Annotated in this window: 20 protein-coding genes and 3 pseudogenes; 13 read left to right on the plus strand and 10 right to left on the minus strand. The window is 41.5% G+C overall.

The features are described 5' to 3' along the window. Positions 1–112 precede the first annotated feature (112 nt). A pseudogene (locus NSP_RS08585) lies at positions 113–585 on the minus strand (tetratricopeptide repeat protein). Positions 586–1546: 961 nt separating this feature from the next. Here NSP_RS08585 and NSP_RS08590 point away from each other — a divergent pair. The 3 genes from NSP_RS08590 to NSP_RS08600 all read left to right on the plus strand — a co-directional run bounded on the left by NSP_RS08590 (position 1547) and on the right by NSP_RS08600 (position 5830). Next, positions 1547–3346 (plus strand): multicopper oxidase family protein, encoded by a 1800-nt coding sequence (locus NSP_RS08590; protein WP_231859556.1) that lies wholly within the window; start codon positions 1547–1549, stop codon positions 3344–3346. 445 nt (positions 3347–3791) lie between these two features. After that, positions 3792–4580: a DUF1868 domain-containing protein gene (locus tag NSP_RS08595; protein WP_173403271.1), complete on the plus strand. Its 789-nt coding sequence runs from the start codon at positions 3792–3794 to the stop codon at positions 4578–4580. Positions 4581–5380: 800 nt separating this feature from the next. Further along, on the plus strand, positions 5381–5830 hold the full coding sequence (locus NSP_RS08600; RefSeq protein WP_006197059.1) for a PIN domain-containing protein: 450 nt from the start codon (positions 5381–5383) through the stop codon (positions 5828–5830). A 103-nt stretch (positions 5831–5933) separates the two neighbouring features. On the opposite strand, the gene NSP_RS27590 is transcribed toward NSP_RS08600, so the two are convergent. After that, positions 5934–6170: an EamA family transporter gene (locus NSP_RS27590; protein ID WP_323243904.1), complete on the minus strand. Its 237-nt coding sequence runs from the start codon at positions 6168–6170 to the stop codon at positions 5934–5936. Between the two features lie 58 nt (positions 6171–6228). On the opposite strand from NSP_RS27590, the gene NSP_RS27595 reads away from it, so the two are divergent. From NSP_RS27595 to rpsU, 4 genes are all read left to right on the plus strand, one after another. Beyond that, the gene (locus NSP_RS27595; protein ID WP_231859557.1) at positions 6229–6381 is read left to right on the plus strand and encodes a hypothetical protein; all 153 of its coding nucleotides are present in this window, start codon (positions 6229–6231) and stop codon (positions 6379–6381) included. Between the two features lie 133 nt (positions 6382–6514). Further along, positions 6515–6751 (plus strand): hypothetical protein, encoded by a 237-nt coding sequence (locus tag NSP_RS08610; protein WP_006197056.1) that lies wholly within the window; start codon positions 6515–6517, stop codon positions 6749–6751. Positions 6752–6827: 76 nt separating this feature from the next. Beyond that, positions 6828–7094 (plus strand): hypothetical protein, encoded by a 267-nt coding sequence (locus tag NSP_RS08615; protein ID WP_006197055.1) that lies wholly within the window; start codon positions 6828–6830, stop codon positions 7092–7094. Positions 7095–7537: 443 nt separating this feature from the next. After that, positions 7538–7726 carry a 30S ribosomal protein S21 gene (gene rpsU, locus NSP_RS08620; RefSeq protein WP_017803988.1) on the plus strand — a complete coding sequence of 63 codons (189 nt, stop codon included), beginning with the start codon at positions 7538–7540 and terminating at the stop codon, positions 7724–7726. 110 nt (positions 7727–7836) lie between these two features. Here the strand turns inward: rpsU and NSP_RS27190 are convergent, their stop codons facing one another. Beyond that, a complete protein-coding gene (locus tag NSP_RS27190; RefSeq protein WP_017803989.1) occupies positions 7837–7962 on the minus strand; it encodes a hypothetical protein in 126 nt (41 codons plus the stop codon). A gap of 112 nt (positions 7963–8074) precedes the next feature. Then, positions 8075–8497, minus strand: a complete 423-nt coding sequence (locus tag NSP_RS08625; RefSeq protein WP_017803990.1) for a helix-turn-helix domain-containing protein — start codon at positions 8495–8497, stop codon at positions 8075–8077. Between the two features lie 164 nt (positions 8498–8661). Between NSP_RS08625 and NSP_RS08630 the strand changes: the two genes are divergently transcribed. The 3 genes and pseudogenes from NSP_RS08630 to NSP_RS08640 form a co-directional block, all read left to right on the plus strand. Further along, entirely contained in the window at positions 8662–9450 is a 789-nt protein-coding gene (locus tag NSP_RS08630; protein WP_017803991.1) for a hypothetical protein, read from the plus strand. A gap of 4 nt (positions 9451–9454) precedes the next feature. Continuing rightward, positions 9455–9937 (plus strand): annotated as a pseudogene (locus NSP_RS08635) (DUF4336 domain-containing protein); the annotation flags it as partial. Between the two features lie 291 nt (positions 9938–10228). Further along, a pseudogene (locus NSP_RS08640) lies at positions 10229–10948 on the plus strand (DUF4336 domain-containing protein); the annotation flags it as partial. A gap of 75 nt (positions 10949–11023) precedes the next feature. Here the strand turns inward: NSP_RS08640 and NSP_RS08645 are convergent. Next, entirely contained in the window at positions 11024–12370 is a 1347-nt protein-coding gene (locus NSP_RS08645; RefSeq protein WP_006198466.1) for a trans-splicing intein-formed DNA polymerase III subunit alpha C-terminal partner DnaE-C, read from the minus strand. Between the two features lie 703 nt (positions 12371–13073). Between NSP_RS08645 and rpsD the strand changes: the two genes are divergently transcribed. Next, positions 13074–13682, plus strand: a complete 609-nt coding sequence (gene rpsD / locus NSP_RS08650) for a 30S ribosomal protein S4 (RefSeq protein ID WP_006198464.1) — start codon at positions 13074–13076, stop codon at positions 13680–13682. A gap of 175 nt (positions 13683–13857) precedes the next feature. Here rpsD and moaA read toward each other — a convergent pair whose 3' ends face one another. From moaA to kdpA, 4 genes are all read right to left on the minus strand, one after another. Then, positions 13858–14850 (minus strand): GTP 3',8-cyclase MoaA, encoded by a 993-nt coding sequence (gene moaA / locus NSP_RS08655; RefSeq protein WP_006198463.1) that lies wholly within the window; start codon positions 14848–14850, stop codon positions 13858–13860. A 196-nt stretch (positions 14851–15046) separates the two neighbouring features. Further along, positions 15047–15640, minus strand: coding sequence for a K(+)-transporting ATPase subunit C (gene kdpC, locus NSP_RS08660; RefSeq protein ID WP_006195295.1), 594 nt, complete (start codon positions 15638–15640; stop codon positions 15047–15049). Positions 15641–15810: 170 nt separating this feature from the next. Then, complete coding sequence (gene kdpB / locus NSP_RS08665) at positions 15811–17913, minus strand: potassium-transporting ATPase subunit KdpB (RefSeq protein ID WP_006195296.1); 2103 nt, start codon at positions 17911–17913, stop codon at positions 15811–15813. Positions 17914–18108: 195 nt separating this feature from the next. Beyond that, on the minus strand, positions 18109–19794 hold the full coding sequence (gene kdpA / locus NSP_RS08670) for a potassium-transporting ATPase subunit KdpA (RefSeq protein WP_006198462.1): 1686 nt from the start codon (positions 19792–19794) through the stop codon (positions 18109–18111). 950 nt (positions 19795–20744) lie between these two features. Here kdpA and NSP_RS08680 point away from each other — a divergent pair. Further along, the gene (locus NSP_RS08680) at positions 20745–21113 is read left to right on the plus strand and encodes a hypothetical protein (protein WP_006195299.1); all 369 of its coding nucleotides are present in this window, start codon (positions 20745–20747) and stop codon (positions 21111–21113) included. 53 nt (positions 21114–21166) lie between these two features. On the opposite strand, the gene priA is transcribed toward NSP_RS08680, so the two are convergent. Next, positions 21167–23770: a primosomal protein N' gene (gene priA, locus NSP_RS08685; RefSeq protein ID WP_006195300.1), complete on the minus strand. Its 2604-nt coding sequence runs from the start codon at positions 23768–23770 to the stop codon at positions 21167–21169. A 792-nt stretch (positions 23771–24562) separates the two neighbouring features. Here priA and NSP_RS08690 point away from each other — a divergent pair. Then, positions 24563–25732 (plus strand): RpoD/SigA family RNA polymerase sigma factor, encoded by a 1170-nt coding sequence (locus tag NSP_RS08690; RefSeq protein WP_006195301.1) that lies wholly within the window; start codon positions 24563–24565, stop codon positions 25730–25732. Positions 25733–25929: the final 197 nt, after the last annotated feature.

Here is a 25929-nt window from a genome sequence, read left to right on the forward strand (position 1 = left end):
GCCATTTACCTAATATAAATAATATTTTTGGGGATTTTTGGAACCGCTTTGTCTTCAGGAATTTGAATCCAAAATCTCAAATCTAAAATTATCAATTCGTATTACTACTGATTTAGCTGAGTCTGAGTGTACATTCTAAAATTAATTTTTGATTTACCAAGGAAAATGGCTGAATTTCTAAAGCCCGTTTAAAAGCTGTGATTGCTTGACTATACTGTTTTAGCGCGGCGTAACACAAGCCCATGCCATGAAGTGCGCCAAAATGTACTGGGTTAATCTGAATCACCATCCGACAGTCTGCTAGAGATTGTTTATACTCACCCATGCTGTAGTAGAGAAAAGCACGTCGATTCCAGGATCCTCGGCAAAATCTGGTTGGTCTTTTATCAGTTCTGTCAATATTGCTTCGGCTTCAGTCATTTGCCCAGCATCCACTAATTTTTGACTCTGGTCAATTCTTTCCAGCCCGTAAATTCCCTTCTGCTGAAACCAGATCCGCCACAATTTCTTTGTGGCTTGCTCTCTGACTGTTACTTCCGGGTTTTTCAAGTCTTCAAGCAACGAGTTGATAGATAAAGAATCCATGAATTTCCGATGGGTGATTATCTGTTTATATCTTTGTTTTAAAATATCAACTTTTGCCGGAAATCTCCGTTGCTTTTTTTAAAGACATCTTTAATTTTTTGCCATCCTCATTAAGTATTAAGCAACTTCTGTAAAATTAATTGTATTAACAATACTGTAGCCAAAAAATCTATAGATTTATCGGAGATTGATCATGAGGATACCAAACTTTTAAAACCAAAAAGGAACTATTAGCAGTTGATAAATACTTGGTAACTCATAGTTCATAAAAACATCACAAAACAACCAAAGACTATGCCAAAGCGAAACAGCATTTTCAGGCATATTGTGATCACTTCTAGGCATTTTGTGCCGTATATACTGTAGCTCTTAAAGACTATATGATTTGGGCATGAGAAAATGCAGGCGATCGCTTGTGTGGTACGCAATCATTTGGTATAAATAACAGATGTATTATTTAACGCAGATGTACCCAGAGATATCTCTGCAATCTTCTGGGTTTTTCTCTGTCTTTGGCGAGACGAATCTTAATAGCATATGCGAACTGACAAGTCAGCGCTTGCGCTATCGCCATTAAGTGAGATAAAAACTCAAACTTTTTTGATATATTATAAATACATTTCACAGAAAATCAATTAAAAATTATTTTAAATTTGCTCTTCCTTACTGCTTAAATTTACTTGTTTTTCAAAATATTTTTTTTATTATTAATTTGAACTGATTATTATTTGATTGTATAAAAAATATTTAAATAGCTAAATATTTGACTTATTTCTACTTCCTTTGATATATCAATATCCCAATAGACATAATGCTATTGTTTTAAACAGCGTTATCTCAATATTTTACTGTCAAAATGGCGAGTCTAATTGCATACTTTATAATCTCCATTAAATAACAATATTCGCCAATACGGTTAGTTTATCAGCTTTTTAGTGAATCCAAGAAAGACTATAACGCAATGAATCACTCTCCATATACTTTCATCAACATGAAAAACAAGGTGCTTTTTTTGGGTTTATTTTTGTTTATTTTAGTTCTTTCATTGAACTCGGTCAAAGCCCAATCTACAAACAGTTATTCCCTACTCAATCCCAACAGCCAACCACAATTCATTAATTCCCTACCTTCTCCTCAGAAGATAGATGCTACAAAGGGAGGAAATTTTACTCTAGAAATGAAAGAAAGCGAGCAATGGCTAGGACTATATGCCAACCCCGGCGAAGATGGAGAGTATGGTACCAGCGATGATGAACGTTTAAATACAACCATTTGGGGTTATGGTTTAGCAGGACAAAATGTTACCTATCCTGGCCCCACATTTATTGCCCAAGAGTCTGTACCTATTCGAGTGGAATGGGAAAATAAGCTACCGAGAGAACATTTGTTCCCGATAGATATCGAAAAACTGCACAGTCAACCTCTCAGAGAAGCCTTTGAGCAGAAATTAACACCCGCAGTTGTACACCTGCATGGAGGTCATACCGAATCAGCTAGCGATGGCTTACCAGACGAGTGGTACACACAAGATTATGAAATAACAGGCCCAGACTGGGTGCAAAAAATTGATCTATATGACAATAACCAAGAAGCGGCGACGCTTTGGTATCACGACCACACAAACATGGTGACTCGTTTAAATTCTTATGCAGGTCTTGCAGGTTATTATTTACTGCGAGATGACAACGAAAATAGTCTCATCAACAATGATGTTTTACCTAGTGGTGACTACGAAAGAGAACTGCTGATTCAGGACAGAAAGTTTACTACTGATGGTCAGCTATTTTATCCAGAACAAACAAATGCAAATCCACCGGGAGTACCCAGTCGCACAGGAGCTTATGGCGATTTAATTTTAGTCAATGGGATGGTATGGCCCAAACTGGAGGTAGAACCGAGAAAATATCGCTTGCGTTTGCTCAATGGCTCAGATTCACGTTTTTACAAGCTAGAGTTTTACGACTCAAATAAAAAGATGTACCTGATTGGTACTGAACAAGGCTTTGTAGAAAATCCAGTCGCCCTAGATCATTTAGTTCTTTCGCCTAGTGAACGTGCAGATGTAATTGTAGACTTTACTAACGATGCCGGAAAAGAGTTCATTTTAAGAAACTATGGCCCAGGAGCTGATCCTAATACAACTGGTCAGATTATTAAGTTCACTGTCAACCAACCGCTTTCTAATATTCCCATCGCCACAGTTGATACAGACGAGAGTGATGGATTAACGACTCAGTTGCGACAGGAGAACATCACACCTCTTACAGCAACTGTACCTCCCAAGCAATTAGCTCTTTTTCAACTCAGAGAAGCAGGTAACAATGATCTGTTTCTGCTGGGTACATTGGAAGATGGTTCGTTTAAATATTCAGACCCTGTAACAGAAAAAACACTACTAGACCAAACCGAGGTCTGGGAACTTTACAACACTACTCAGTACACACACACTATCCACATTCACTTGATTGCCTTTCAGGTTCTCAATCGGCAGAATTTCCGTGGTAATGTAGTGTCAGAAATAGACCCCAAAAAAGGCGAGACTAAGCAATATCTCCGAAATGTTTACTTTCAGAGCGATCCGAAAGACCCAGAAATCTATGAGCAAGGTCGAAAGGATTCCATAATTGTCTACCCTAATGAAGTTGTCCGGGTGATTGCCAAATACGATAGAGCAGGAAAATATGTCTGGCACTGTCATGTCTTAATCCATGAAGACCACGATATGATGCGTCCAATGGAAATAGTTACGGAATTAGAATAGGAGATTGATCAAACCTTTTTCAGGGTTAATCATTTTAGCCTGCCTACGCAGGCTTTATTTATGAGCCTTTACCCTTTTGACATCCTCCCAACCTCAAGGTCTGGGGATTCCAGTCTACCCAAACAGACTTAACTGTATAGGTTCCTATTGGGTTCATCAATGCTTATAGCAACCGCCAAGGAGGTTAGGACATAAACGGATAATCAAACCGAGACACCAAAAGGGTCTTAACCATAGGTAGGGGCGGGTTCATAAATATCATTCAAGATCAACAAGAATATGACTAAACCCGCCCGTACAACCCAATCCCCAGCTATAACTCTGATCTTTTTGTTACCCTTGTCCTCTATCATCATTTAAAAAAGCTAAACACTTTTTAAATCACTCTGTTAATCTGAGTAAATTTCCCTAAAATCTATCAAGTGAGAGCGCGAGGCTACGAAGATTGGACGACAACTATCAAACTTACCTAAATCGGGTAGCAAGAATGACGCTACCAGAAGCTTACAGATCCCAAATTCAACATATTCAGGAATCTGCTAAGTTTCGTTTACATTCTGGCTCCAGACAAGCAGCACCTTTTCCTGGGTATTCACTCATTACCCCACCGGCCCAAGCAGAAGCAAAAAACTCTACTTTCTATACCAAATTACAATCTTACCAGCAGGAACTTTTACAATTGCCTGTGGATAGTGATTTGATTGTCCCTGTACCCCCAGTTAGCTTTCATTTGACTTTAGCTGACTTAATTTGGGACAGTGCTTATCTTCATGCCTGTGAAAAAGACCCTGAATTTGACCAACAGTTACGTTCTTGTTGTGCTGAAATATTGCAGCAGTATCAAGAATCCATGACAAACGGAACTAATCCGATTCAATGGCAAATGTTAGGATTGATAGTCATGCCCAGATCTGTAGGTGTTTGTTTAGTCCCCCAGGATGAACGCTCCTATGAGCAGATTATTCAATTTCGCCGCACAATCTATCAAAATCCACAGTTAATGGCTTTGGGTATTGAACAGCATTATGACTTTACAGCCCACGTTACATTAGGCTATTTTGGGAAGGTTTCACCAGGTTTAGACCGTACAAATTTCAGCACTATGCTTTCTGAGTTAAATCAGCAATGGCTTTTGAATTCTCCAGAATTTTTAATCCACCGTGTGGAACTACGGAAATTTGACGATATGACGCACTATTACCGTGAACCAGACTGGCCGAGTTTAAATTTTTAGGGGTTAGGGACTAAGGACTAGGGAAAAGTTTTTTCTATCCTTAGCGCCCAATACCCCATCCCTTCTAAGAAACACATTTTGTCATCCTGATATAGCAACGCTTTTAGGAAAATAATCCCCATGTGTTTCTTAGGAGCAGGCGCACTGGCGGCGCACCACCCGCTACAAATGAAACTTCACCCCTCTCCTGAATCGTAGATAATTGGGCTGAACACTACATTAAGCCCAAGAATTAAAGCTACTCATTCTAGTTTGGAACCATAACAAATAATTGCTCGTCATCTCAAGTTCGGTAGGGGAGAGGTTTAGATAGAGGTTTATAGTAGGGACAATTCATGTAGCCGATAGCTTGCGTGGCTTATTCTTGAAGGGTATTGTCCCTACTTCACGACTTGACAAACATCCCCTGAAACTCTGTGTTTATTTTTCCATAATCTCAATCTTTGCCAAAATTTGACATCCTATCTGAAATCTTGCTACTTGAGCTTGTATTTAATTAGGTTCATACCTAATTGAGATAGCTAAAGCACGTTCATACTGGCATCTTGTGTGTTTCAAAATCACAGTCTTACTGGTTTAATTTTCAAAAATTAAGTATATAGGACTTACGCAAGAACTCTCTGAAACCTTCTTAACTTCTCCCAAAGGGAGAGGCTAGCGCCAACGTGTCCTTCGTGGTTCGTTTTTCCATAATTTTGCGTAAGTCCTGGTATATAAACTATCAGTAGTAAGGATGCAAAATCCATGAGTATTAACTGTTTTCTGACGCTATCTTGAGCAAACTATAAAGGGGATATCAAGTGATCAGAATTTTATTAGATGCTGATTTAATATTAGAAGCTTTGATGAATCGCCACGAATTTACACAAGATATTAGAGAATTACTAGACAGAGTACATCCATTGATTGAAATGTACATCACAGATGTTGGCTGGCAAAAAATTTACGCCTATGCCAGATGCTTAAAAAATAGTAAAATTGCTGAAATAGTAGTATATTGGTTAAAAGCGAAAATTGAAGTTTGCCAGATTGACCAGCACATTCTTCAAAAAGCACGCTCATTACCTCTGAGGGATTTTGAATCTGCTGTAGAGTTTTCCTGTGCCAGGTATTGGCAATTAGATGCAATTGTCACCCATAAACAAGAAGATTTTGCTGTCCCTACAAATAAGTTGTGGGTTTGGTCGATAGCAGACTTATGCTTACGTGCAAATCTAGAAAATCAGCTACACGCAACTATATCTAGTTAATTTATCGGAATCCGGCTTGAACTTCTATATTCTTTCAAATATCAAATCGGATTCCTATATAACCTATCCGCCAAGTGACTATATTTGTGACATGAGAAAAATTTTAAAGGATTAATACCAAGGTTCCTATAACTACTAATAAATTCCCTAATACAATTTTCCAACTTAACGCTTCACCCAGAAAAATAACCGAAAACAATACAACTAATACCAAACTAGATTTATCAATTGGTGCAACTAATGAGGCTTTTCCTACTTGTGAAGCTTTGAAATAAAAAATCCAGGACAAACCAGTAGCCATTCCAGATAATAAGAGGAAAATCAGAGTTTTTTGGGGAATTGCTCAAAGATTTGCCCCCCTACCTTCAACAAATACAATTACCCAAGCAATCACTAAAATGACAACAGTTCGGATTGCTGTTGCTAGGTTAGAGTTCACATTTTCTACACCAATTTTGGCAAATATGGTTGTCAAAGCCGCAAAACCAGCTCAAAGTAATGCATATATCCACCACATTTTTGTGTCCTTCTCCATGTTGCTTGCTCTGTAAATAGCTGATATTTGCCTCTAAACCACCTCTGAGCCATCTCCGATTGTGTTGATTGATTAACCTTGAGATAAAAACCCAGCACAATTAGCGAAAGTGTGCGAATATAAAGAAAATCTTAAGAAAGGCGAAAATCATGATCACGGCTAAGATGATGCAACAAATTTGGGCTGTAATCGAGTCTACCCAAGTCAGTACCCTGCTCCAGTTTGACGATGCCGCCTTAATACAATTACTCCTCCAGAAGTTCAAATCCCAGCAAGTGCTTGACATACAGACAGATAGCAGCCTCAATTCTTACATCGAATCTAAACTGCCCTTAATTCGTGATACAGCTGAAGGAAGATTATCCTTTGGAAAAGGCAATAATTAGTAAAATAAACAAAATAATTACACATAATTAACATATATGGTCAATTATTTTCTCAGAATTTAAGCATGACAAAATTATGAATCACTGGCTAGGAATTGCCCTGGTAGCTTATCTAATTGGAGCAGCAATTGAAGGGGTGAGTACAGTCAGTCAGCTATCTGGTTTAGTTCAAGAGCTAGCTCAAGGGACACAAGACCAATCATCAGCATCAGACACTCCGCCTAACTCAAATTGGCAAATTTTAACCACCATTGCCTCGGTAAGTATCTGTGGAGCTTTTTGCTGGCCCTGCCGACTGCTCCACCGTTCAATTAAAGGGTGTATTTCATCTCGAAACTTGTAGATTATAGTATATATTATATATTCTTTGTATATTTTTTGCGGTCTTATTTGCGTAATATGGATTATGTGAGGTTCGTCCGGTGGTGGACGGTGTGGATACGGTTGATCTCCAGTGTTGATGCTCTGGCTGATGATGGCAAATTGCAGTAAGATCATACATGGTTGATGACCGACCCACGCGGCTGAAAACAAAAGGTAACAGTAGCGGTGGGTGAGACTCTGACCACGGTAACTAGGGCGAGAAAAGGAAAATAGGATCTACATTCTGCCGTATGGATTAATCCTTGGGGCATTTTGGATCTACCGATGGAGGAAGAATCCCAGAAATTATTATATTTCGGGGATTGTCACCATTAGACAAAGGTCTGTTTTTTGTATAATCTATTTAACTGAATTTGTTACCACAGTCGAGCCATCAATTAAGTCAATTTAGTAGGAGAGATAATGACCCAAATCATAGTGGGTGAAAATGAAGCTATCGAGTCAGCCTTACGTCGCTTTAAGCGAGAAGTTTCCAAAGCAGGGATTTTTCCAGATATGAGGAAGCATCGTCACTTTGAAACGCCTCTGGAAAAACGAAAACGCAAAGAAATTGCCAAGCACAGGCAAAGTAAGAGACGTTTCCGCAATTAAGTGAGGAAGCTCCATCTGTCTATACGGTGGGGTAATTCAGGAAGTAACATAGGTTGAAATCAAAGCCCTCAGATAGTCTATGAGGGCTTTGCTTATGGAATTGTTATTTTTCACACCTTGAGGTGACGCGTAAACCACTCACTCGCCAATTGCGCTACTGCTGCCAATGCGCCGGGTTCTTCAAATAAATGGGTGGCTCTGGGAATAATTTCTAACTGCTTTTGTATACTTGACACTCCTCGACCTCAAGGTACGAGGATTCTTGCTTCGCGGAGATTCCAATGAATTTACCCTCTGCAAGCATCTTGACCGTATGCCCTACGGAACCGCTAAGTCCTCTAACTAGAACTACTTGAGCGGCCGCCACATCCCTATCAGTTGCCAGAAGACAAAACTACGCATCTTTCCAAATTTTTTAAATCTAGGAAATCCATGATTTTGTTCCCACATACTTGTGAATGCGGTTTCAAGTCGTTTTAACGTTTGTTGCAAGACCTGAGATTGTACTGATTTGAGATCAGGATTAGTCCTTTTGGCTTCGGTTAATGATTTGCATTGACTAGCGTAGGTGGGACGGGGAGTATCGGACCCAATGATGTATTCAGAGCGGACCGAACAAGCATTAACCTGACAACTGCGAGACTTATACCAATCTTTACGTTCACGCAAAGCATAGTTATAGACTCGACGATTAATTTCAAGCCATTGCTCAAAAGTATTCGATTGTTTTTGAGTCGGTTTGAGTTGAAATTCGTAGGTTAGGTTAAACACTTTTATCACCTCCTGGGTACATTATACATTAGTTTTAACTATCGCTAGAATGAAAGATAAAAAAATGCTCAAATAAAAAGTCGTCCTAGAAGGACGGGGAACCTTAAACCCACTATTTTCGGTAAACTAAAAGCACACAAAGATATAAGTTATCTGATTATCCTATGCAGAAGTCCACATCTGGAAATAATGGGGATTTTATCCGGCAACTAGCGACATTGAGCGCAATTATTGGCGCTTTTGTTGTCAATGTCTTATCAAATATTTTTCCGCTCAAGGGAATGAGTATAGGAGAGATTTCTAATACTTTGTTTGCTAATGTGCTGATTATCCCTGCTAACTATGCTTTTGCTATTTGGGGACTGATTTATCTAGGTTTGTTCGCTTTGGGAATTTACCAATTTCTCCCGAACCAGAGGCATGATGTAGATTTACGCAAAATTGGCTATTTGTTGGTAATTGCTTCTGTTGCTCAAAGTATCTGGGTATATCTTTTCCTTTCTAGACTTTTTGCTCTTTCTGTGATATCAATGCTGTTAATTCTGATCCCATTGATTGCTGCTTATTTGCGGTTAGAAATTGGGAACAAGCGTGTGTCTCAGACTAAGAAATGGTGCGTACATTTTCCTATTAGTATTTATCTGGGCTGGATTAGCGTGGCGACGATTGTGAATGTCGCTTCTGCTTTGGATTTCCAGGGGTGGAATGGATGGGGGATTTCGGATCAATTATGGACTGCTATGATGTTATTGGTGGCTTTTACGATTGCAGCAGTCATTGTCATTCAGCGCCGAGACTTTGCTTATACAGGAGTAACAGTTTGGGCATTGGTAGCGATCGCACTCAAGCAGTGGAATAATTCTTTACTCAGGAATGTATCATTAATTTTGGCAATTGCCTTGGTTCTGATGATCACGATGAAAAGTGTACAAAATAAACGTACAGGGACATGAATGGATGCAACCGAGTACTCATCCAAAAGATTGGTCATGGCACTTCTGGCCGGCTGTACCACTCTATCCCTACGGTAGGCGGCGGACAATTTGCGCGGAAATAGTCAAGGATACTATCTGGACATTCGACCAGCTGCACGGCATTCTCTACACTGTTGTGCCGATTCGGATGACTGTGGTTAAACTCGCAGCTGGAGGTCTTTTGGTTTATGCGCCAGTTGCTCCCACTGTGGAATGTGTCCGTCTAGTTAATGAGTTAGTCACCAAGCACGGTGATGTTAAGTACATTATTCTGCCCACTAGTTCTGGTCTAGAACATAAAGTTTTTGTCGGTCCTTTTGCTAGATGCTTTCCACAAGCACAGGTTTTTGTGGCTCCCCATCAATGGAGTTTCCCGGTTAATTTACCCTTGAGTTGGTTGGGTTTTCCCCAAAAACGGACTCAGGTACTTCCAGAAGATAGTAGCCAAAGTCCTTTTGCTGATGAGCAAGTCCTAAGTTGACAATTTCATAGACAAAACTATACTTATATTGACAAAAATCAATATATATTTTAGGAAAAAAATCAACTACTTGATATATAATACGGTGATATCAAGTATTGAATTGAGACTATTGCCGACGCGAAAACCAAGCAATGATGGTGGTAGTCTTTTTCAGAAACTTAATTGGAACACAATCGCGTCTGGCTAAGGCGTGAAAGTCTACTGAGGGATAACTGCTCCCATGCTCCCGTTGAAGTAGAAAGTAAAGTCTAGTTTTGTCTAGGTTTTATATAGCAGTTCGATTATCAGGTGCTGGATATCGACTTGGGAGGGGGTTCCTTTGGAGAAGTGGCATTTTTTCACAAGCGATCGCATACTCTGCTGCTGACTGATTCTATACTGTCTATACCAGAAGAACCACTGGCGATTACCCAATTAGACCCGTACCCTTTATTGTTTCATGCTAGGGATCATGCTAGAGAAGCGATCGCAGATCATCCCGAAAATCGCCGCAAGGGATGGCAACGTATTTCACTATTTGCCGTTTATTTTCGTCCTCATGCCGTGGAAATGACGGAATTAGGGCAAATGTTTCGCGACGCTTTCCAAGCACCACAGCATTCACCAAAGGCTTATTTTGGTTTATATCCGTTTCGCTGGCGAGAGAATTGGCAGCAATCATTCGATATTCTACGAAGTAATGGCCGTCCCTTTGTAGCGCCAATCCTGCAAATCCTGATTTTCCCCCAAGCACCAAAACAAGTAATTCTTTGGGCTGACCAAGTTGCAAGTTGGGATTTTCGCCAAATTATCGCCTGTCATTTTGATTCGCCTATTCAGACAAGTCCCGACGAATTCCGCCAAGCATTCAATTTTCTGGAAAAGCAACCCGCCTTAAGTGAGGACTTATCTGGAAACAGAAATCAGCCTCTGTTAGAGGAAGATATGCAATTCATCAGGGAACTTGAGGCGGGTTTAGTTAAGCAAGGTATTGCAAAGCCACCGAAAATCTAATTCGTAATTCATAATTCTTAATAGAAACTGGGTTTATACTCATCACTCAGCACTCATTACTCAGTACTTTCCTATTCAATTATCAATCAGCGATTTTGTATGCGCCGTAAATCTGGCGTTTTGCAAAGCTTGAACTGTTCTCCCAGAATATTGCACACAAAATTGCCAACCCAAGCGCACCAATTGGCGAGAATTTTCTGATTGTATAATTCCAATTACTGGCGTTCTTGCCTGTTCTTTATCCCCTGACTGTTCTTGTAAAATTGTCTTTAAATGATGTAGATGTTCAATGTCACCAGCTTCTTGAGGATTTAGTTCAACCATCACCATTTTTACTTCCTCGACTTTTTCGACATCTTCAACAATCAGTTGATTTTGATCATCTCGCCGAGCTACTTTACCCCAGAGAATTAACCTGACATCAACTATGAGTTGCTCACTGATGCGTTCATAAGTTTTGGAAAAAACAACGGCTTCCGATTGTGCAGTTAAATCTTCTATTTGCAAAATTGCCATTTGAGCGCCTTTGTTGGTCATCACTTTTTTGACATTATTCAGCATGATGACCGCACAAACTTTTGTATCTTCTTTTTGTTCTTTAATTTGTGAAAGGTTAATAGGACTCAGCAGTGATGCTGCTTGCCTTAAAGATTTTAATGGATGATCTGATACATAAAAACCCAGCAATTCTTTTTCCTTGCGTAACTTTTCCTGGGGGGGGAAATCCTGCACAGGTTGAGCTTTCGGAACGGCTTCAAAAGCATTACTCGCTGTTTGATTATTAGTAACATTAGTACCTAATAAATCAAAGATATTTCCCTGACCGCTAGCCCGATCTTTGTCGCGGGATTGCGCCCAATCATAGACCAGTTCTAAATCATTAATTAACTGTTGACGGTTTGTTTCAATTTTGTCAAAAGCTCCACAGTAAATCAGTGATTCTACAGTCCGGCGGTTAACAGCACGCAGATCCACGCGATCGCAAAAATCAGCCAGTGATTGAAATTGGCCTAGCTCATTTCTGGCTGACAAAATCGAGGCGATCGCATTTTGTCCCACGTTCCGCACTGCTGTAAATCCAAATAAAATCTTGCCGGCGGCTGGTGTAAAATCTAGCCCAGAACGATTAATGTCTGGCGGGTCTATTGTAATACCCATATTCACGCAGTTATTAATATATTTCTGCACTTTATCTGTATCGCCACTGTTCGCCGTCAACAGCGCCGCCATATACTCTAAGGGATAATTAGCTTTTAAATATGCGGTTTGATAAGTGACATATCCATAGGCAGTTGAATGGGATTTATTGAAACAATTGGAGGCGATCAAACCATTTTTAATGGCAAAATTATGGTAACGCTCAACCCCAATATCATAGACATTTTCTCGACCTACAAATTTACGAGCAGTGATTTTGACCATTTTTACCAACCTGCAAAAAAATATGTAAAAGGGACTAGGGACTGGGTAGGGGCGGGGAAAGATGTCCGCCTTCTTCGTTGAATCATCATATCTATGAACCCCCTCTACTGGTACGAGCGGGTTTAGAAATATCGTGGTGTGGGCATCCCACCTTCGTGGGGTGGGCATCTTGCCCGCCTTCGTGGACTGGGAAGTTGTTTTTCACCGCCCGGCTACCGGCTACCTGTCAACTGCTCACTTTCTTGTTCTTTGAGCAATAGTTCCTTAATGGTACAAGCCCCTGGATTTATCTGTGGGTCGAACCAAAATCCCCAATCCAAAATCCAAAATCCAAAATCTCAAATTGTCTGATACCTGTATTTCCAACGATTTGTGGCAGTGGGATTGATGCTGAGGCGAATAGTGTTAGTATAGTCAAAATATAAGATAAGTAGACAACGTAAAAAGTATTTCCGAGTTGAAATACTGCGTAAGCCAATCTAGCGATTTCGTAGTCTACCAACTAAATAAACACACAAAACCGGTTTGTTAGAGTACGGCAGGACAGTCCGGATTTTACGCTTGGGGAGAAAATGCCTCTACCTTGATATGTCCTATCAAAGCAAGCAGCTTCGGAGAACCAAGAATTTCCTGATTTATAATCAGGAGAGTGTCAAAATTGAATGTCTAGTTAAAAGTTAACAGGATTAGATTAAGGAAACTCATGTCCCGATATAGAGGGCCACGCCTCAGAATTGTACGTCGCTTAGGCGAATTGCCAGGATTAAGTCGCAAAACTGCGAGAAGAGCCTATCCACCAGGCCAACATGGTCAGAACCGCAAAAAACGTTCTGAGTATGCAGTCCGTCTAGAAGAAAAACAAAAGATTCGGATGAACTACGGTTTGACCGAGAAGCAACTGCTGCGCTATGTGCGTAAAGCTAGACGCGTCACTGGTTCTACCGGACAAGTGCTGCTACAAATGCTAGAAATGCGCTTGGATAATACCGTTTTTCGCTTGGGAATGGCTCCCACGATTCCAGCTGCTCGCCAACTGGTAAATCACGGTCATGTAACAGTTAACGGTAAGCGAGTTGATATTGCTAGTTACCAGTGTCGTCCCGGTGAAGTAGTTGCAATCAGAGACCGCGAAGCTTCACGGAAGTTGGTAGAAGCCAATTTGCAATACCCCGGTTTAGCCAATCTCCCCAGTCATTTGGAATTTGATAAAGCTAAGTTGACTGGTAAAGTTAATAGCGTCATTGAACGAGAATGGGTGGCGTTACAAGTTAATGAACTGCTTGTTGTGGAATACTACTCACGTCAAGCTTAGTTATTAGTCTTTGGTCATTGGAGTGCGGATTTAATACAATATAGAACCTCACCCCCAGCCCCTCTCCTTAGCAAGGAGAGGGGAGTTTTTGACGGAAGTTAAAGAGGGGGTGCAGTATAAAACAAGATTTGCACGTGATTTGATTCACAAATGACTAATGACAAATGACTAATAACTAACCCCCAATTTGCGACATGGTACGGCTATAACTATAAATATCGGCAGTACCAGAGTCGCGCCCTTTAAAGTTAATTTCTGGTTTGATTGCTAATACCTGTTTGACTTGCTCTTGGAGTTGGTCGGTGCTAGTACCAGCACGCAGCGCCGTTTTTAAATCAATTTGTCCAGTTTCATTTAATAGACAGGGACGCAGCCAACCATCGGCAGAAAAGCGCATTCGGTTACAGCGATCGCAAAAACATTCTGACATCTGACTAATAAATCCCAGGGTTCCCTTCGCGCCGGGAATTTGAAAGACATCAGCAGGCCCAGCACCACGAATTTGGGATTTTGTCAAGCCCCAGCGCTCACGGATACGTTGGCGTAAATCTTCCGAAGATACCCAACCGCGATCGCCAAATAAATCGCCATTACCAATAGGCATAAACTCAATAAACCTGACGTGCCACTGCTTGTCAATAGTTAAAGCCGCTAAATCCAGAATTTCGTGGTCATTGACACCAGGAATCACCACTACATTTAGCTTCAAAGGGTCAAATCCTACGTTATAAGCAGCTTGAATCCCTCGCCAAACTTGTTGCCAACGAGAACGACCACGATTGCCGATAATTTGCTCAAAGGTGTCTGAGTCCAGGGAATCCAGGCTAATATTGACCCGACGTAAACCAGCATCATAGAGGTTTTGGGCTTGGGAGGCTAATAAAAACCCGTTGGTAGTCATAGAAAGGTCTTGAGTTTGGGGTAAAGATGCGACCGCCCTGACCAACTCCACAAAACGGGGGCGTAGCAAAGGTTCCCCACCCGTCAACCGAAACCGGGTAAAACCCACAGGAATAAATACAAATTGAATCAGCGTCAGCAATTCCGCATCAGTTAATAATTCTTGCTTGAGCAGATAATCTAACTCTGCCCCTTCTGGCATACAGTACTGACAACGAAAATTGCAGCGATCAATGAGGCTAATGCGGAGATAGTCTACCTGGTTCATGGTTTGGTCTTTATTGTCTATCCTACAAAGTGGGGAGTGGGGAATAGGGAGTGGGGAGTGGGGTGTGGGGAGTGGGGAGTGTGGGGAATGGGGAATGGGGAGTGGGATGAGACAGAAATGATACAAGCTCCCTGCCTCTTCTCCCCTGCACCCTGCACCCTGCACCCCTGCCTCTTCCCCCATGCCCCCTGCACCCCTACTGGCGGTTAATTTCTTGCAGGTCAAGAGCATAATTCAATCGCAGCACATTGACACCAGGCTCACCAAAAATCCACAGAAATCTTCTATCAGTATACTTATTAATTAAACGTGATATTTCATTCTCTCGAAGATCACGGGCGCGAGCAACTCGGCTTAACTGCTGGGCAGCTGCTCTCAAAGAAATATGTGGGTCTAAGCCAGAACCAGAAGTATAAATTAAATCAGCTACGGGTTGAATATTCTCATCTTGTAATTTAGTAGCCTGTTCGACAATTCGATTTAGCAGTGCTGAATTGCTAGGAGCAAGATTACTAGCACCAGAAATGCCAGTGGGACTTGCCTGTTCTCCTTCGCTATATCTCACACTACTGGGACGACCGTGAAAATAACCCTCAGTTGTGAATGTCTGACCAATTAAAGCCGAACCAATTGCTTGTGCTTGTATATTTACCATAACACTGCCATGAGCTTGAAATGGAAACAAAGCTTGACCCATGATCAAGATTGCCAGAGGATAAATCATTGCCGTTAGTAACCAAAGCACCAGAGTCATGCGAATAGCTTTGATAGTTTCGCGAATAAAACTCATAAAAATTCCTATTGATCCTGAATATAATTTTGAATTTTGAAATGTTTACAGCGTATTGCGGGTTTATGAGGTACACAAAGAAATTATGATCCACAGATGTAGACACGTAGTGGCTGGCCGTAGGCTACACATAAATCTGTACTTCATCTAAATGAAAACTGCTGTAATTGCTATACCCACCCTGTTGTTGCCATGAGCAAATCTATTAATTTAATAGCGATAAACGGTACAATTATTCCACCGAAACCATAAATTAAGAGATGCCGTTGTAGCAGTTGATTAGCTGTGAGGTATTTTAACTGAACACCTCTCAAAGCCAAGGGAATTAAAGCTGGAATAATCAAAGCATTATAAATGAGTGTCGATAATACAGCAGAATTAGCGCTGGACAAATTCATAATATTCAAACTTTGCAGATTAGTGGCAGTAAAGATGAATGGGATAATTGCAAAGTATTTAGCAATATTATTAGCAAAGGAAAATGTAGTTATCACCCCACGAGTCATCAGTAATTGTTGACCAATACTGACGATATCAATCAGCTTGGTGGGATCAGAGTCCAAATCTATGATGTTGGCTGCTTCTTTAGCTGCTTGAGTACCTGTATTCATGACAACGCCGACATTGGCCTTTGCTAGTGCGGGAGCATCATTAGTACCGTCTCCTGTCATGGCGACTACTTTACCTGCGGCTTGTTCTCTGTGAATAACCCTGACTTTATCCTCTGGTGTAGCTTCAGCAATAAATTCATTTACTCCGGCTTCGTGGGCAATCACAGCTGCGGTAATCTGGTTGTCGCCAGTGAGCATGATAGTATTGATCCCCATGCGGCGTAACTGCCCAAAACGCTCGCGGATACCGGGTTTAATGATATCTTTCAGATAAATTAGACCATAAATTTCCTGATCTAGACAAACGGCTAGGGGTGTACCTCCTTGTTGGGAAATGCTTGCGTAGACAGAATTAAGTTCTGGGGGAACTTGTCCATTACCCAGACGGATAAATTCTATAATTGCTCCTACTGCTCCCTTACGGGCTTCACGCCCCCCGGACAAGTTTGTGCCACTGATTCGGGTTACTTCCGAAAATTCCACCCCCACTGCTTGGTTAAGATCAAATTCAAATTGTCCGCCATAGCTTTGTGCGAGTCGGATAATTGATTTTCCTTCAGGCGTATCATCAAATACACTGGCGGCTAAGGCAATATGAGCCATTTCCTGTAATGAATGGCCATTGATCGGGATAAACTCTTCTGCCAAACGATTACCAAGGGTGATTGTGCCTGTTTTGTCGAGAATTAAGGTGTTGACATTTCCACAGGCTTCCACGGCTTTTCCAGAGGTGGCAATGATGTTAAATTGGGCAACCCGATCCATGCCAGCAATACCAATGGCACTTAATAAGCCGCCGATGGTAGTGGGGAGCAGTGCTACGAACAGGGCGATCAAAATTGGTACGCTGACTGGACTTTCGACATAGTAAGCAAATACAGCCAAAGTGGCCACGGCTAACAGAGAAACTAAGCTCAAAACTCCTAGTACGATTGTCAAGGTAATTTCATTGGGTGTTTTGCTGCGTTGTTTTCCTGCTAATAAAGCAATCATCTGGTCAATAAACCCTTTATCTGGGTCAGCTGTGATGCGAATAATTAGTTCATCAGTGATAATCCGCGTACTACCGATGACCGAGCCGGCAACATCTGAACCTGATTCTTTGAGGATTGGGACTGTTTCCCCAGTAATTGCTGATTCATCCACCGAAGCTACACCCATGATTACTTTGCCATCAGCCGGAATGATATCGCCGGCTACCAAATAGATGGTGTCACCTTGTCTGAGGGACATGGAAGGAACTTCGGAAATTGTGCCATCTAGAGCGAGTTTTTTGGCGATTGTCTCTGACTTGGTGGCTCGCAAGGCATCGGCTTGAGCTTTACCCCGTCCTTCGGCCAATGCTTCGGCAAAATTAGCCAGCCAAACAGTGAGAAATAAAATTCCTGTCAATAAGCCGTTAAAAAGCTGGGGATCATTCTCTTGGGCTACCCCAGATAAGTTGGGAGCAATGGCGAATACTAGGGCGACAAGTGTCCCCAACCAAACCAAAAAGATGACTGGATTTTTAATTGCATATCTGGGATGAAGCTTGACAAAAGCATCCCTGATGGCTCTGAGATACAGTTTTTTGGGATTTATTTTAGCTTGTTTGAGGGCTTGGCGGCGATCGCCAGCACGAAAAGTAGATGATTTAGCTTTAGAGGTAGGTGCAACGTTCATTTTATCTGGGGAATGGGGAGTGGGGAGTGGGGAGTGTGGGGAGTGTGGGGAGTGTGGGGGGAGTGGGGAGTGTGGGGAGTGTGGGGAGTGGGGAATCGGGAATCGGGAAGTTTCTTCCCCCCTGCCCCCTGCCCCCTGCACCCTGCCCCCCTGCCTCTTCTCCCCTGCACCCTGCACCCTGCCCCCCTGCCTCTTTTAACTACCGGAAGCTAGTTTAAAACTTTCGGCAACCGGACCTAAAACCAATACAGGAAAGAAAGCCAACATTCCCAAAATCACCACTAATCCAGCCGTGGCGGTGGTAAATAACAGTGAATCTGTTTTGAGGGTATTAGGGGTTTCTGGGATTGTTGGTTTACGAGACATACCATCAGCTAAGAGCAAAAGGGCAATAATCGGAATGTAGCGCCCAGCAAACATACTCAAACAGGTACTTAAATTCCACCATAAGGTGTTGTTATTCAATCCCTGTAAACCAGAGCCATTGTTTGCAGCAGCTGAAGCATATTCATAAACTACTTGGGAAATGCCGTGAAATCCAGGGTTAGTAATTCCAGATAGGGAAAAAGGATAAGCCAATGTAATGGCACTGGGAATTAAAACTACAATGGGATAAATCACCAGCACCACACTAGCAAGGATGATTTCTCGTCTTTCAATTTTGCGCCCTAAAAATTCTGGGGTGCGTCCCACTATTAACCCCGCCAAGAATACAGCCAAAATCAGGTAAATAAATAGGTAAGCTGTTCCAGTTCCCTGTCCTCCCCAGATCATGCGAAGGAATAAGTTGAATAAGGTGGAAAATAAGCCGGATGGCATTAAGGAATCATGCATCCCGTTGACAGCGCCGCACATGGTGGCGGTAGTGATAACTGCCCAGAGTGCTGTTTGTGTCCAACCCAATCGAATTTCTTTGCCCTCTAAATTAGGTTGTTCTAATCCCAATGTGCCATTGACGAGGGGATTACCTTCTTGTTCTCCGCCGAGTGCTACTGAAATTAAAATGATCAAAACCACAAATACCATCCAAAATAGCAGCCAAGCCTGTTTGATATTTTTAGCAAATACGCCATAGGTGTAAATTAAGGATGCTGGAATGGCAATCATGGCGATGATTTCGATTAAATTAGCAGCGCCATTGGGATTTTCAAAGGGGTGGGCTGAGTTAACGCCAAAGAAACCGCCACCGTTATCACCCAACATTTTAATCATCTCAAAGGATGCTACTGGCCCTCTAGCAATATATTGGGTTCTACCCTCTAAGGTTTGCACAACCAGGGTTTGATCTAATGTTTGCGGGACACCGCAGAAAACTAAGGCGATCGCTCCAATGACTGAGATAGGTAGTAATATCCTTGTGATGGCACGAGTCAGATCAACGTAAAAGTTACCCAGTTTTTTGCCTGTCAAACCCCGAATAAAGGCAATTCCTACCGCTAAACCTGTGGCTGCTGAGGTGAACATCAAAAAGCCTAAAGCTGCTACCTGGCTAAAATAACTTAAGGTGGTTTCGCCTGTGTAGTGTTGCTGGTCGGTATTTGTGACAAATGAAACAACTGTGTGCAGCAATATATCCCAGCTAGGCGCATCAAAGCCGTTGGGATTCCAGGGTAGTAATTTCTGAAAAGATATTAGTGAGTATACTAAAATACCCATAACCAAGTTACTGTACAATACTGCCCGAATATACTCTCCACCCGTCAAATCATCTTTCCTCCCAACACCTGCTAAAAGGAAGAAGCTGCGCTCGATAGGGTTCATTAAAGGATCAAGCAGTGTTCTTTCTCCCAAGAAAACACGCGCCATGTATCTTCCCAAAACCGGAACGATTGCTATCACAATACATAGCGTTAAGCCGATTTGCCAAAAACCTTGTCCCATTTATTTCGCACTCAGTTCAAGTTCAATTATAGAAAGCGAATTATTTACATATATCAAATCAATTACTCTGTAATTAAATCACGAGCAGGTTAGTAACGTCTCTTATCTATCACCTCAATCGATTTGGTTTTTTCCGTTATTACTATTTTTCATATTATTTTTCAATTTTCCGCAAAATTATGTAAATTTACTCTTATATGCCTTGTTAATATGACTTGGTTATACAATAAATTTGGGAAATTTGCTAATCTCAAATATACGCTTAACTAAGATACATTTATCACATAATGTTTGGTAATTGTATAGATTTACACTAATTATTATCCATAGTCGTATACTCAACTGAAAGTTAGCCAAAAATTATATTGGATATTGATTTCGAGATGCAAGATCCTCTCAATAATATGTCCTTGTATCCAGCCCCTAAATTTATGTATAGCAAGGGACAGGGTGCTGAGGAGATGACAAAATTCCCCAACCAATTCACAGTAGGGGCGGGTTTACTAATATTGTGGGGTGGGCATCCTGCCCGCCTTGTTTATTGAATGATATCTATGAGAGGAGATGACTAAACCCGGCCGTACCATCGGTGTCCCCAGCTATAAGAATGTATTGGTATGGAAAATGTTAACTTATATAGATTAATTGCTAAGGAAATATGAGGAAAATTAGCAATAAGAGTTTATTGATTATATAAAGTTTATCAAGGGGTTAACGCAGGTTAAATTAAAGCTTAATGTAGTGTGGTGTAACTGATAGGCTGAATTTTATGCCTAGTACCGCAAGGCGTTCGTCAAAAGTCAAAAGTCAAAAGTCAAAAAGCTTTTACGTTGGGCTTTTGAACCTTTTGAAAGGGTATCCATATTTACGCCGCAGTGTACTAAGTAATTATTTCAAGTTACTACAGCTTAGTTGAGTTTTTTAATCTTTTGAATAATGCCAGAGTTCCTATGTATCAACCATATTTCTCGCCTGATGATTTGCCATCCAATAAAACAATGCAATTGAGTGGGATTTGGTTAAGCCAATTAGAAGAAGCTGCAAAAAAAAGCTTTTTCTTGGTCTGTAAGCCGAAAGTGCGTATTTTGTTATCTGGTTGTCATTGGTATTTCAAAGTCAATAGCGGAATTCTGATGTTAATTTTGGTCTGTCATGATATCAAAAGCTATCAGCATATTATGACGAGTATTCCTTATTTAGCCAATAACTTAAAACGATTTTCTAACCAAGCTAAAATTAGTGTCAGTTCTCCAGTTAATGAAGGTATACCGTGGATGGTAAATATAAATGAATTCTGGAATGGGGAAGATTCAATCTAGGATTTAATTAGACTACTGTAGAGACGTTCCACCGAACGTCTCTATATTATTTGTTAGATGATGTTTAATGGGTCTACATCTATAGTTAAACTCACAGAATTAGCACAAAGCGATCGCACTGAATCCCAATCAGGTAAATTTGGTAAAGCATCGGGATCAAATTTGAGCATAATTTGCCAACGATAACGGTTAGCTACCCGCATAACACTAGCTGGGGCTGGGCCGAGAATATCAAATCCTTCGCTAGAACTTAAAGCTGTGGCGATAATTTGCGCTGTGTTCTGGACTTGAATGGGATCTAAACTACTCAAACGCAATAAAATTAACCGTCCATAGGGGGGATAATTCAGCGCTTGGCGTTCTTCTAATTCAGTTTGGGAAAAAGACTGATAATCATGTTGTTGTACCGCCCCAATTACGGGATGTTCTGGGGTGTAAGTCTGCACAATAACTCTACCGGGATCATCGCCTCTACCAGCCCGACCTGCTACTTGAGTTAATGTTTGAAATGCGCGTTCACTGGCGCGATAATCTGATAAATGCAGCAAACCATCAGCAGAGACAACACCTACCAATGTCACCTGGGGTAAATCTAACCCTTTGGTAATCATTTGTGTCCCTATTAATAAATGAGCTTCACCGTTAGCAAATCGAGTTAAGAGGTGACGGTGTGAGCCTTTGTTGCGGGTGGTATCGCTATCAAAACGGATATAACTCAACTGGGGAAACTGTTTTGCTAATTCTTGAGCGACGCGCTGAGTCCCGCTACCAAAGAACTTGAGGTAAGGTGAACCGCATTCGGGGCATTGGGGAGGATGCGATCGCGTATAGTTACAGTAATGACAGCGTAGTATTTGCGGCGCTCCTTCTTCTGTCTGGTGATAGGATAGCGACACATCACAATGGGGACATTCCATCACATAACCACAACTGCGACAAGAAACAAAGGTACTGTGTCCCCGACGATGAATAAATAAAATTCCCTGTTGTTGCTTCTCTTCTAGTTGCTGTAAAGCTGTTTGTAACGACCTACTAAATATAGAACGATTTCCCTGCTGTAACTCTAACCGCATATCGACTAATTCCACCGGTGGTAATGGGCGCGAGTTGATGCGTTCGGGGAGGGAAAGGTAATAGGAGTGGGTTGACCTCTCCCCCAACCCCTCTCCTACAAGGAGAGGGGAGTGAATTTCCCCCATTCCCTTGTAGGGAAGGGGGGCTAGGGGGGTTAGGTCTTCTGTATCCGTGGATATTGGGGAGTGGGTGAGATTTACCCAACTTTCTAATGAAGGGGTGGCGGAACCGAGAATTAAAGGACAATTTTCTATTTCGGCGCGCCATTGGGCGACGGTGCGGGCGTGGTAGGTGGGAATGGGGGAATCTTGTTTAAAGCTGCTGTCGTGTTCTTCGTCTAAGATGATTAAACCTAAATTGGGTAATGGGGCGAAAATGGCGCTACGAGTCCCGATGACTATTTGGGGTTCCCCGGTGAGCATTTGTCGCCAAGTATCATACCGTTCGCCTTCGGAAAGGGCGCTGTGATAAACGCTAACTTTACCGCCGAAACGCGCGCGGAATCTGTCTGTTAGCTGGGGTGTGAGTCCAATTTCTGGAACTAAGACGAGGGCGGATTTTCCTTGGTTGATTAGCGGGGCGATCGCTTGTAAATATACCTCTGTTTTGCCCGAACCTGTAATCCCATGTAACAAGACTTGAGCAAAACCATTGATGGCTTGTATGGTGCTTAAGGCATTTGCTTGATGAGGATTTAAGGTTTTGGGGACATCTGGCGCTAATGGTAGTCCCTGTTCTGTTCGCAGCACTTCTTTGTCTTCGATGACAATGTAGCCTTTTTGTGCCATCGTCTTCAGGGTAGAGGAACTAGCATGACAAATTTGCAAGAGTTCGGTTTGCCATAATTCTCCCCCACGTCGTCGCAATATTTCTAAAATTTCTCGTTGACGAGTTGTTAAATCACCATCAACCGAACCAATTAAGGTGACTGCTTTTTGTAGCTTGGGGCGATTTAGTCGCGGTGGTTCTAAATAACTTTCTACTAACCCAAATCGCAATAATTCCCGTACACCTCGATAGGCTGTTTTGACTTTTTGTTGCAGGTAGACGAAGCTGTAATCTCCGGCTGCTTGAGATTGTAAAAGGTTTAAAACTTGCTGGGCTGCGGGACTCAGGAAAGTTAAATCTGAGGAGATTTGTCTGTTTATTTCTGCGTCCCGAAGCAAGCGGATACGACGTTGCGATCGCCCTAATAACCCTGGTGGTAATGCCACCCGGATCACCTGAATTAAAGGCGTATAGTAATATGCAGCTACTCGATTTAATAATTCCCAATAGGTGCTAGGGAAGAATCCTTCGCTGACTATATCTTCTACTTCCTTGATTTTTTCTGCTGGGAGATCCTTATTTGGTTCTGTCAATAAACGAATGGCGATCGCTCCCACTTTCTGAGTCCCAAATGGTACACTTAAAATATCACCTGGTTTTATTTTTAACTGAGGTGGTAATCGATAAGTAAATAACCCCGTAGTTCCTGGACAGTCTACCAGCACTTCAATCCAGCGATTTACATTTTCAGACTGGTAAGTTTCTCCCGGTTCAGCCACTAACAAATTTCGTGAATTTATGCTGTTTTTATACATAATTTTTTAATTTTATCAACAAATGTTTCTCTTACTTTCACTTATTTATTTAGAGTTCACTTAGCTTCATAAAAGATTTTTATTTTTAGGGTGTAAAATGTATTTGATAATACTTTTGTTACACATAATACTTGATAAGTTTCCCTTTATGTAATTTAGTAGACAATTTTGTCTTAACAATACGTGGCATAAATATTTAAAGTCTGCTATAAAAAATAAAATTCTCTTTCCTGAGATTTCTGAAATAGTCTGACTAACTACTAAATAGGACATAGCATTTTTCAGCCCCTTGATAGATATTCAACCCTTTGTGTATATGAGATGCTTTTATACAAATAAATTATTTCAGAAAAATACACTAGTCAACCCGTGTCCTTTAGAAAGCTTGATTAAATAAGCACCGAACCCAAAGCAAGACTATGATTTCTGTAATAATTTCTCACCGATGAAGCTGAAAAACTTATGTAATTTATAAAAGATTTAAGCTGGGGGGTATTTACCTGAGTTTTTTATATTTGTTAAGCTGGATAAAGGTTGGGCGGATTTGACAGATTTGGGTATTAAGAAAAAAATAAGGAATATCTCTGTTGGAACCTGAGAAGATAGTTTTTGGGTGCAAAAACCAGTATTTGTTAGAGGTTCTATCTAGCAGGAGCCAAGAAATGACAGCGAGGGGCTGATTTTCACGCTTTGAATAAGCAATTAGCAAGAAAATGTATTTTTCTGACAAAGGGGTGCATTTGTTTGTTAGGGAAAACTACCAAGCTTCAAGGAAGCGGCTGTCACTAAATTATGTACCAAACAAAGCAACAATCCCTAAAGGAAACTATGAACATTGCTGAATTGGGAACAATGGAAATACTGGAAACTACTGTTGAACATGAAGATCAGACACTCGAACTTCTAGAACCAGTGGTGGAGTCAGAACCCCCAATCATCGAAAATCTGGAATCAGACGAACGTGATGGGGATGACATGGCGGCGGCTCGGCCTTCAGGATACAATAAAACCGAGCATGATGATGCTGTAGGCGCGTTTTTTAAAGAAATGGCGCGTTATCCGTTGTTAAAACCCGACGAAGAGGTAGAGTTAGCACGGCGAGTCAGGTTTCTAGAGGAAGTTAGGGAAGTCCAAGCTGCTTTGGAATTAGAACTGGGACAGCCAACCACTAAGGTACAAGTAGCCGGACAGCTAGAAATGACGGAAAAGCAACTGGAAAGTCGCTTGTATCAAGGTCGAGTGGCGAAACGCAAAATGATTCGTTCCAACCTGAGATTGGTGGTGTCAATCGCCAAGCGCTACCTGAATCGGGGCGTACCGTTTCTGGATTTAATTCAGGAGGGCGCAATGGGTTTAAATCGGGCGACAGAAAAATTTGATCCCGATAAAGGTTATAAGTTTTCGACCTACGCCTACTGGTGGATTAGACAAGCAATTACACGGGCGATCGCCAATGATGCGCGTACTATCCGTTTACCTATCCACATTGTTGAAAAACTTAACAAGCTGAAAAAAGCCCAACGGGAACTCAAGCAAAAACTTTGTCGCAATCCCAATGAAGCCGAAATGGCGGAAGCTTTGGAAATTAGCGTCCAACAACTGCGCCAATTGCAACAACTCAGGCGACAAGCTCTTTCTCTCAATCACCGTGTAGGTAAAGAGGAAGACACAGAACTCATGGATTTGCTAGAAGATGAGGATAACTTATCTCCCGAAGCAAAAATGAATGAAAACATGATGCGTCAGGAGATTTGGGAGGTCTTGGGTGATGTGCTAACTCCCAGGGAGAAAGACGTGATTTCTTTGCGCTACGGTTTGACTACCAGCGAACCCTGTACCTTAGAAGAAGTGGGTAATATGTTCAATTTGTCCCGTGAACGAGTCCGCCAAATTCAAAGTAAAGCGATGCGGAAACTACGTCGCCCTCATATCGCCAAGCGTTTAAAGGGATGGTTAATTTAATTCGTAATTCGTAATTCGTAATTGTTGCTGGTCAAGGTGGGTGACTAAATATTGTGGGGTAAGCTCTCAGGTCCCCCCAGAACAGGCAAGATGCCTGTTTTACAAGACAAACATAATGCACTACTTTAAGCTTGCCACGACCCTACGGTTTTGGCTAATTCATTTTTTTGGTGTTCTCTAAGAGGCTGTTTGAAAAG

Source organism: Nodularia spumigena CCY9414 (assembly GCF_000340565.2).
In the GTDB taxonomy this organism is placed as follows: domain Bacteria; phylum Cyanobacteriota; class Cyanobacteriia; order Cyanobacteriales; family Nostocaceae; genus Nodularia; species Nodularia spumigena.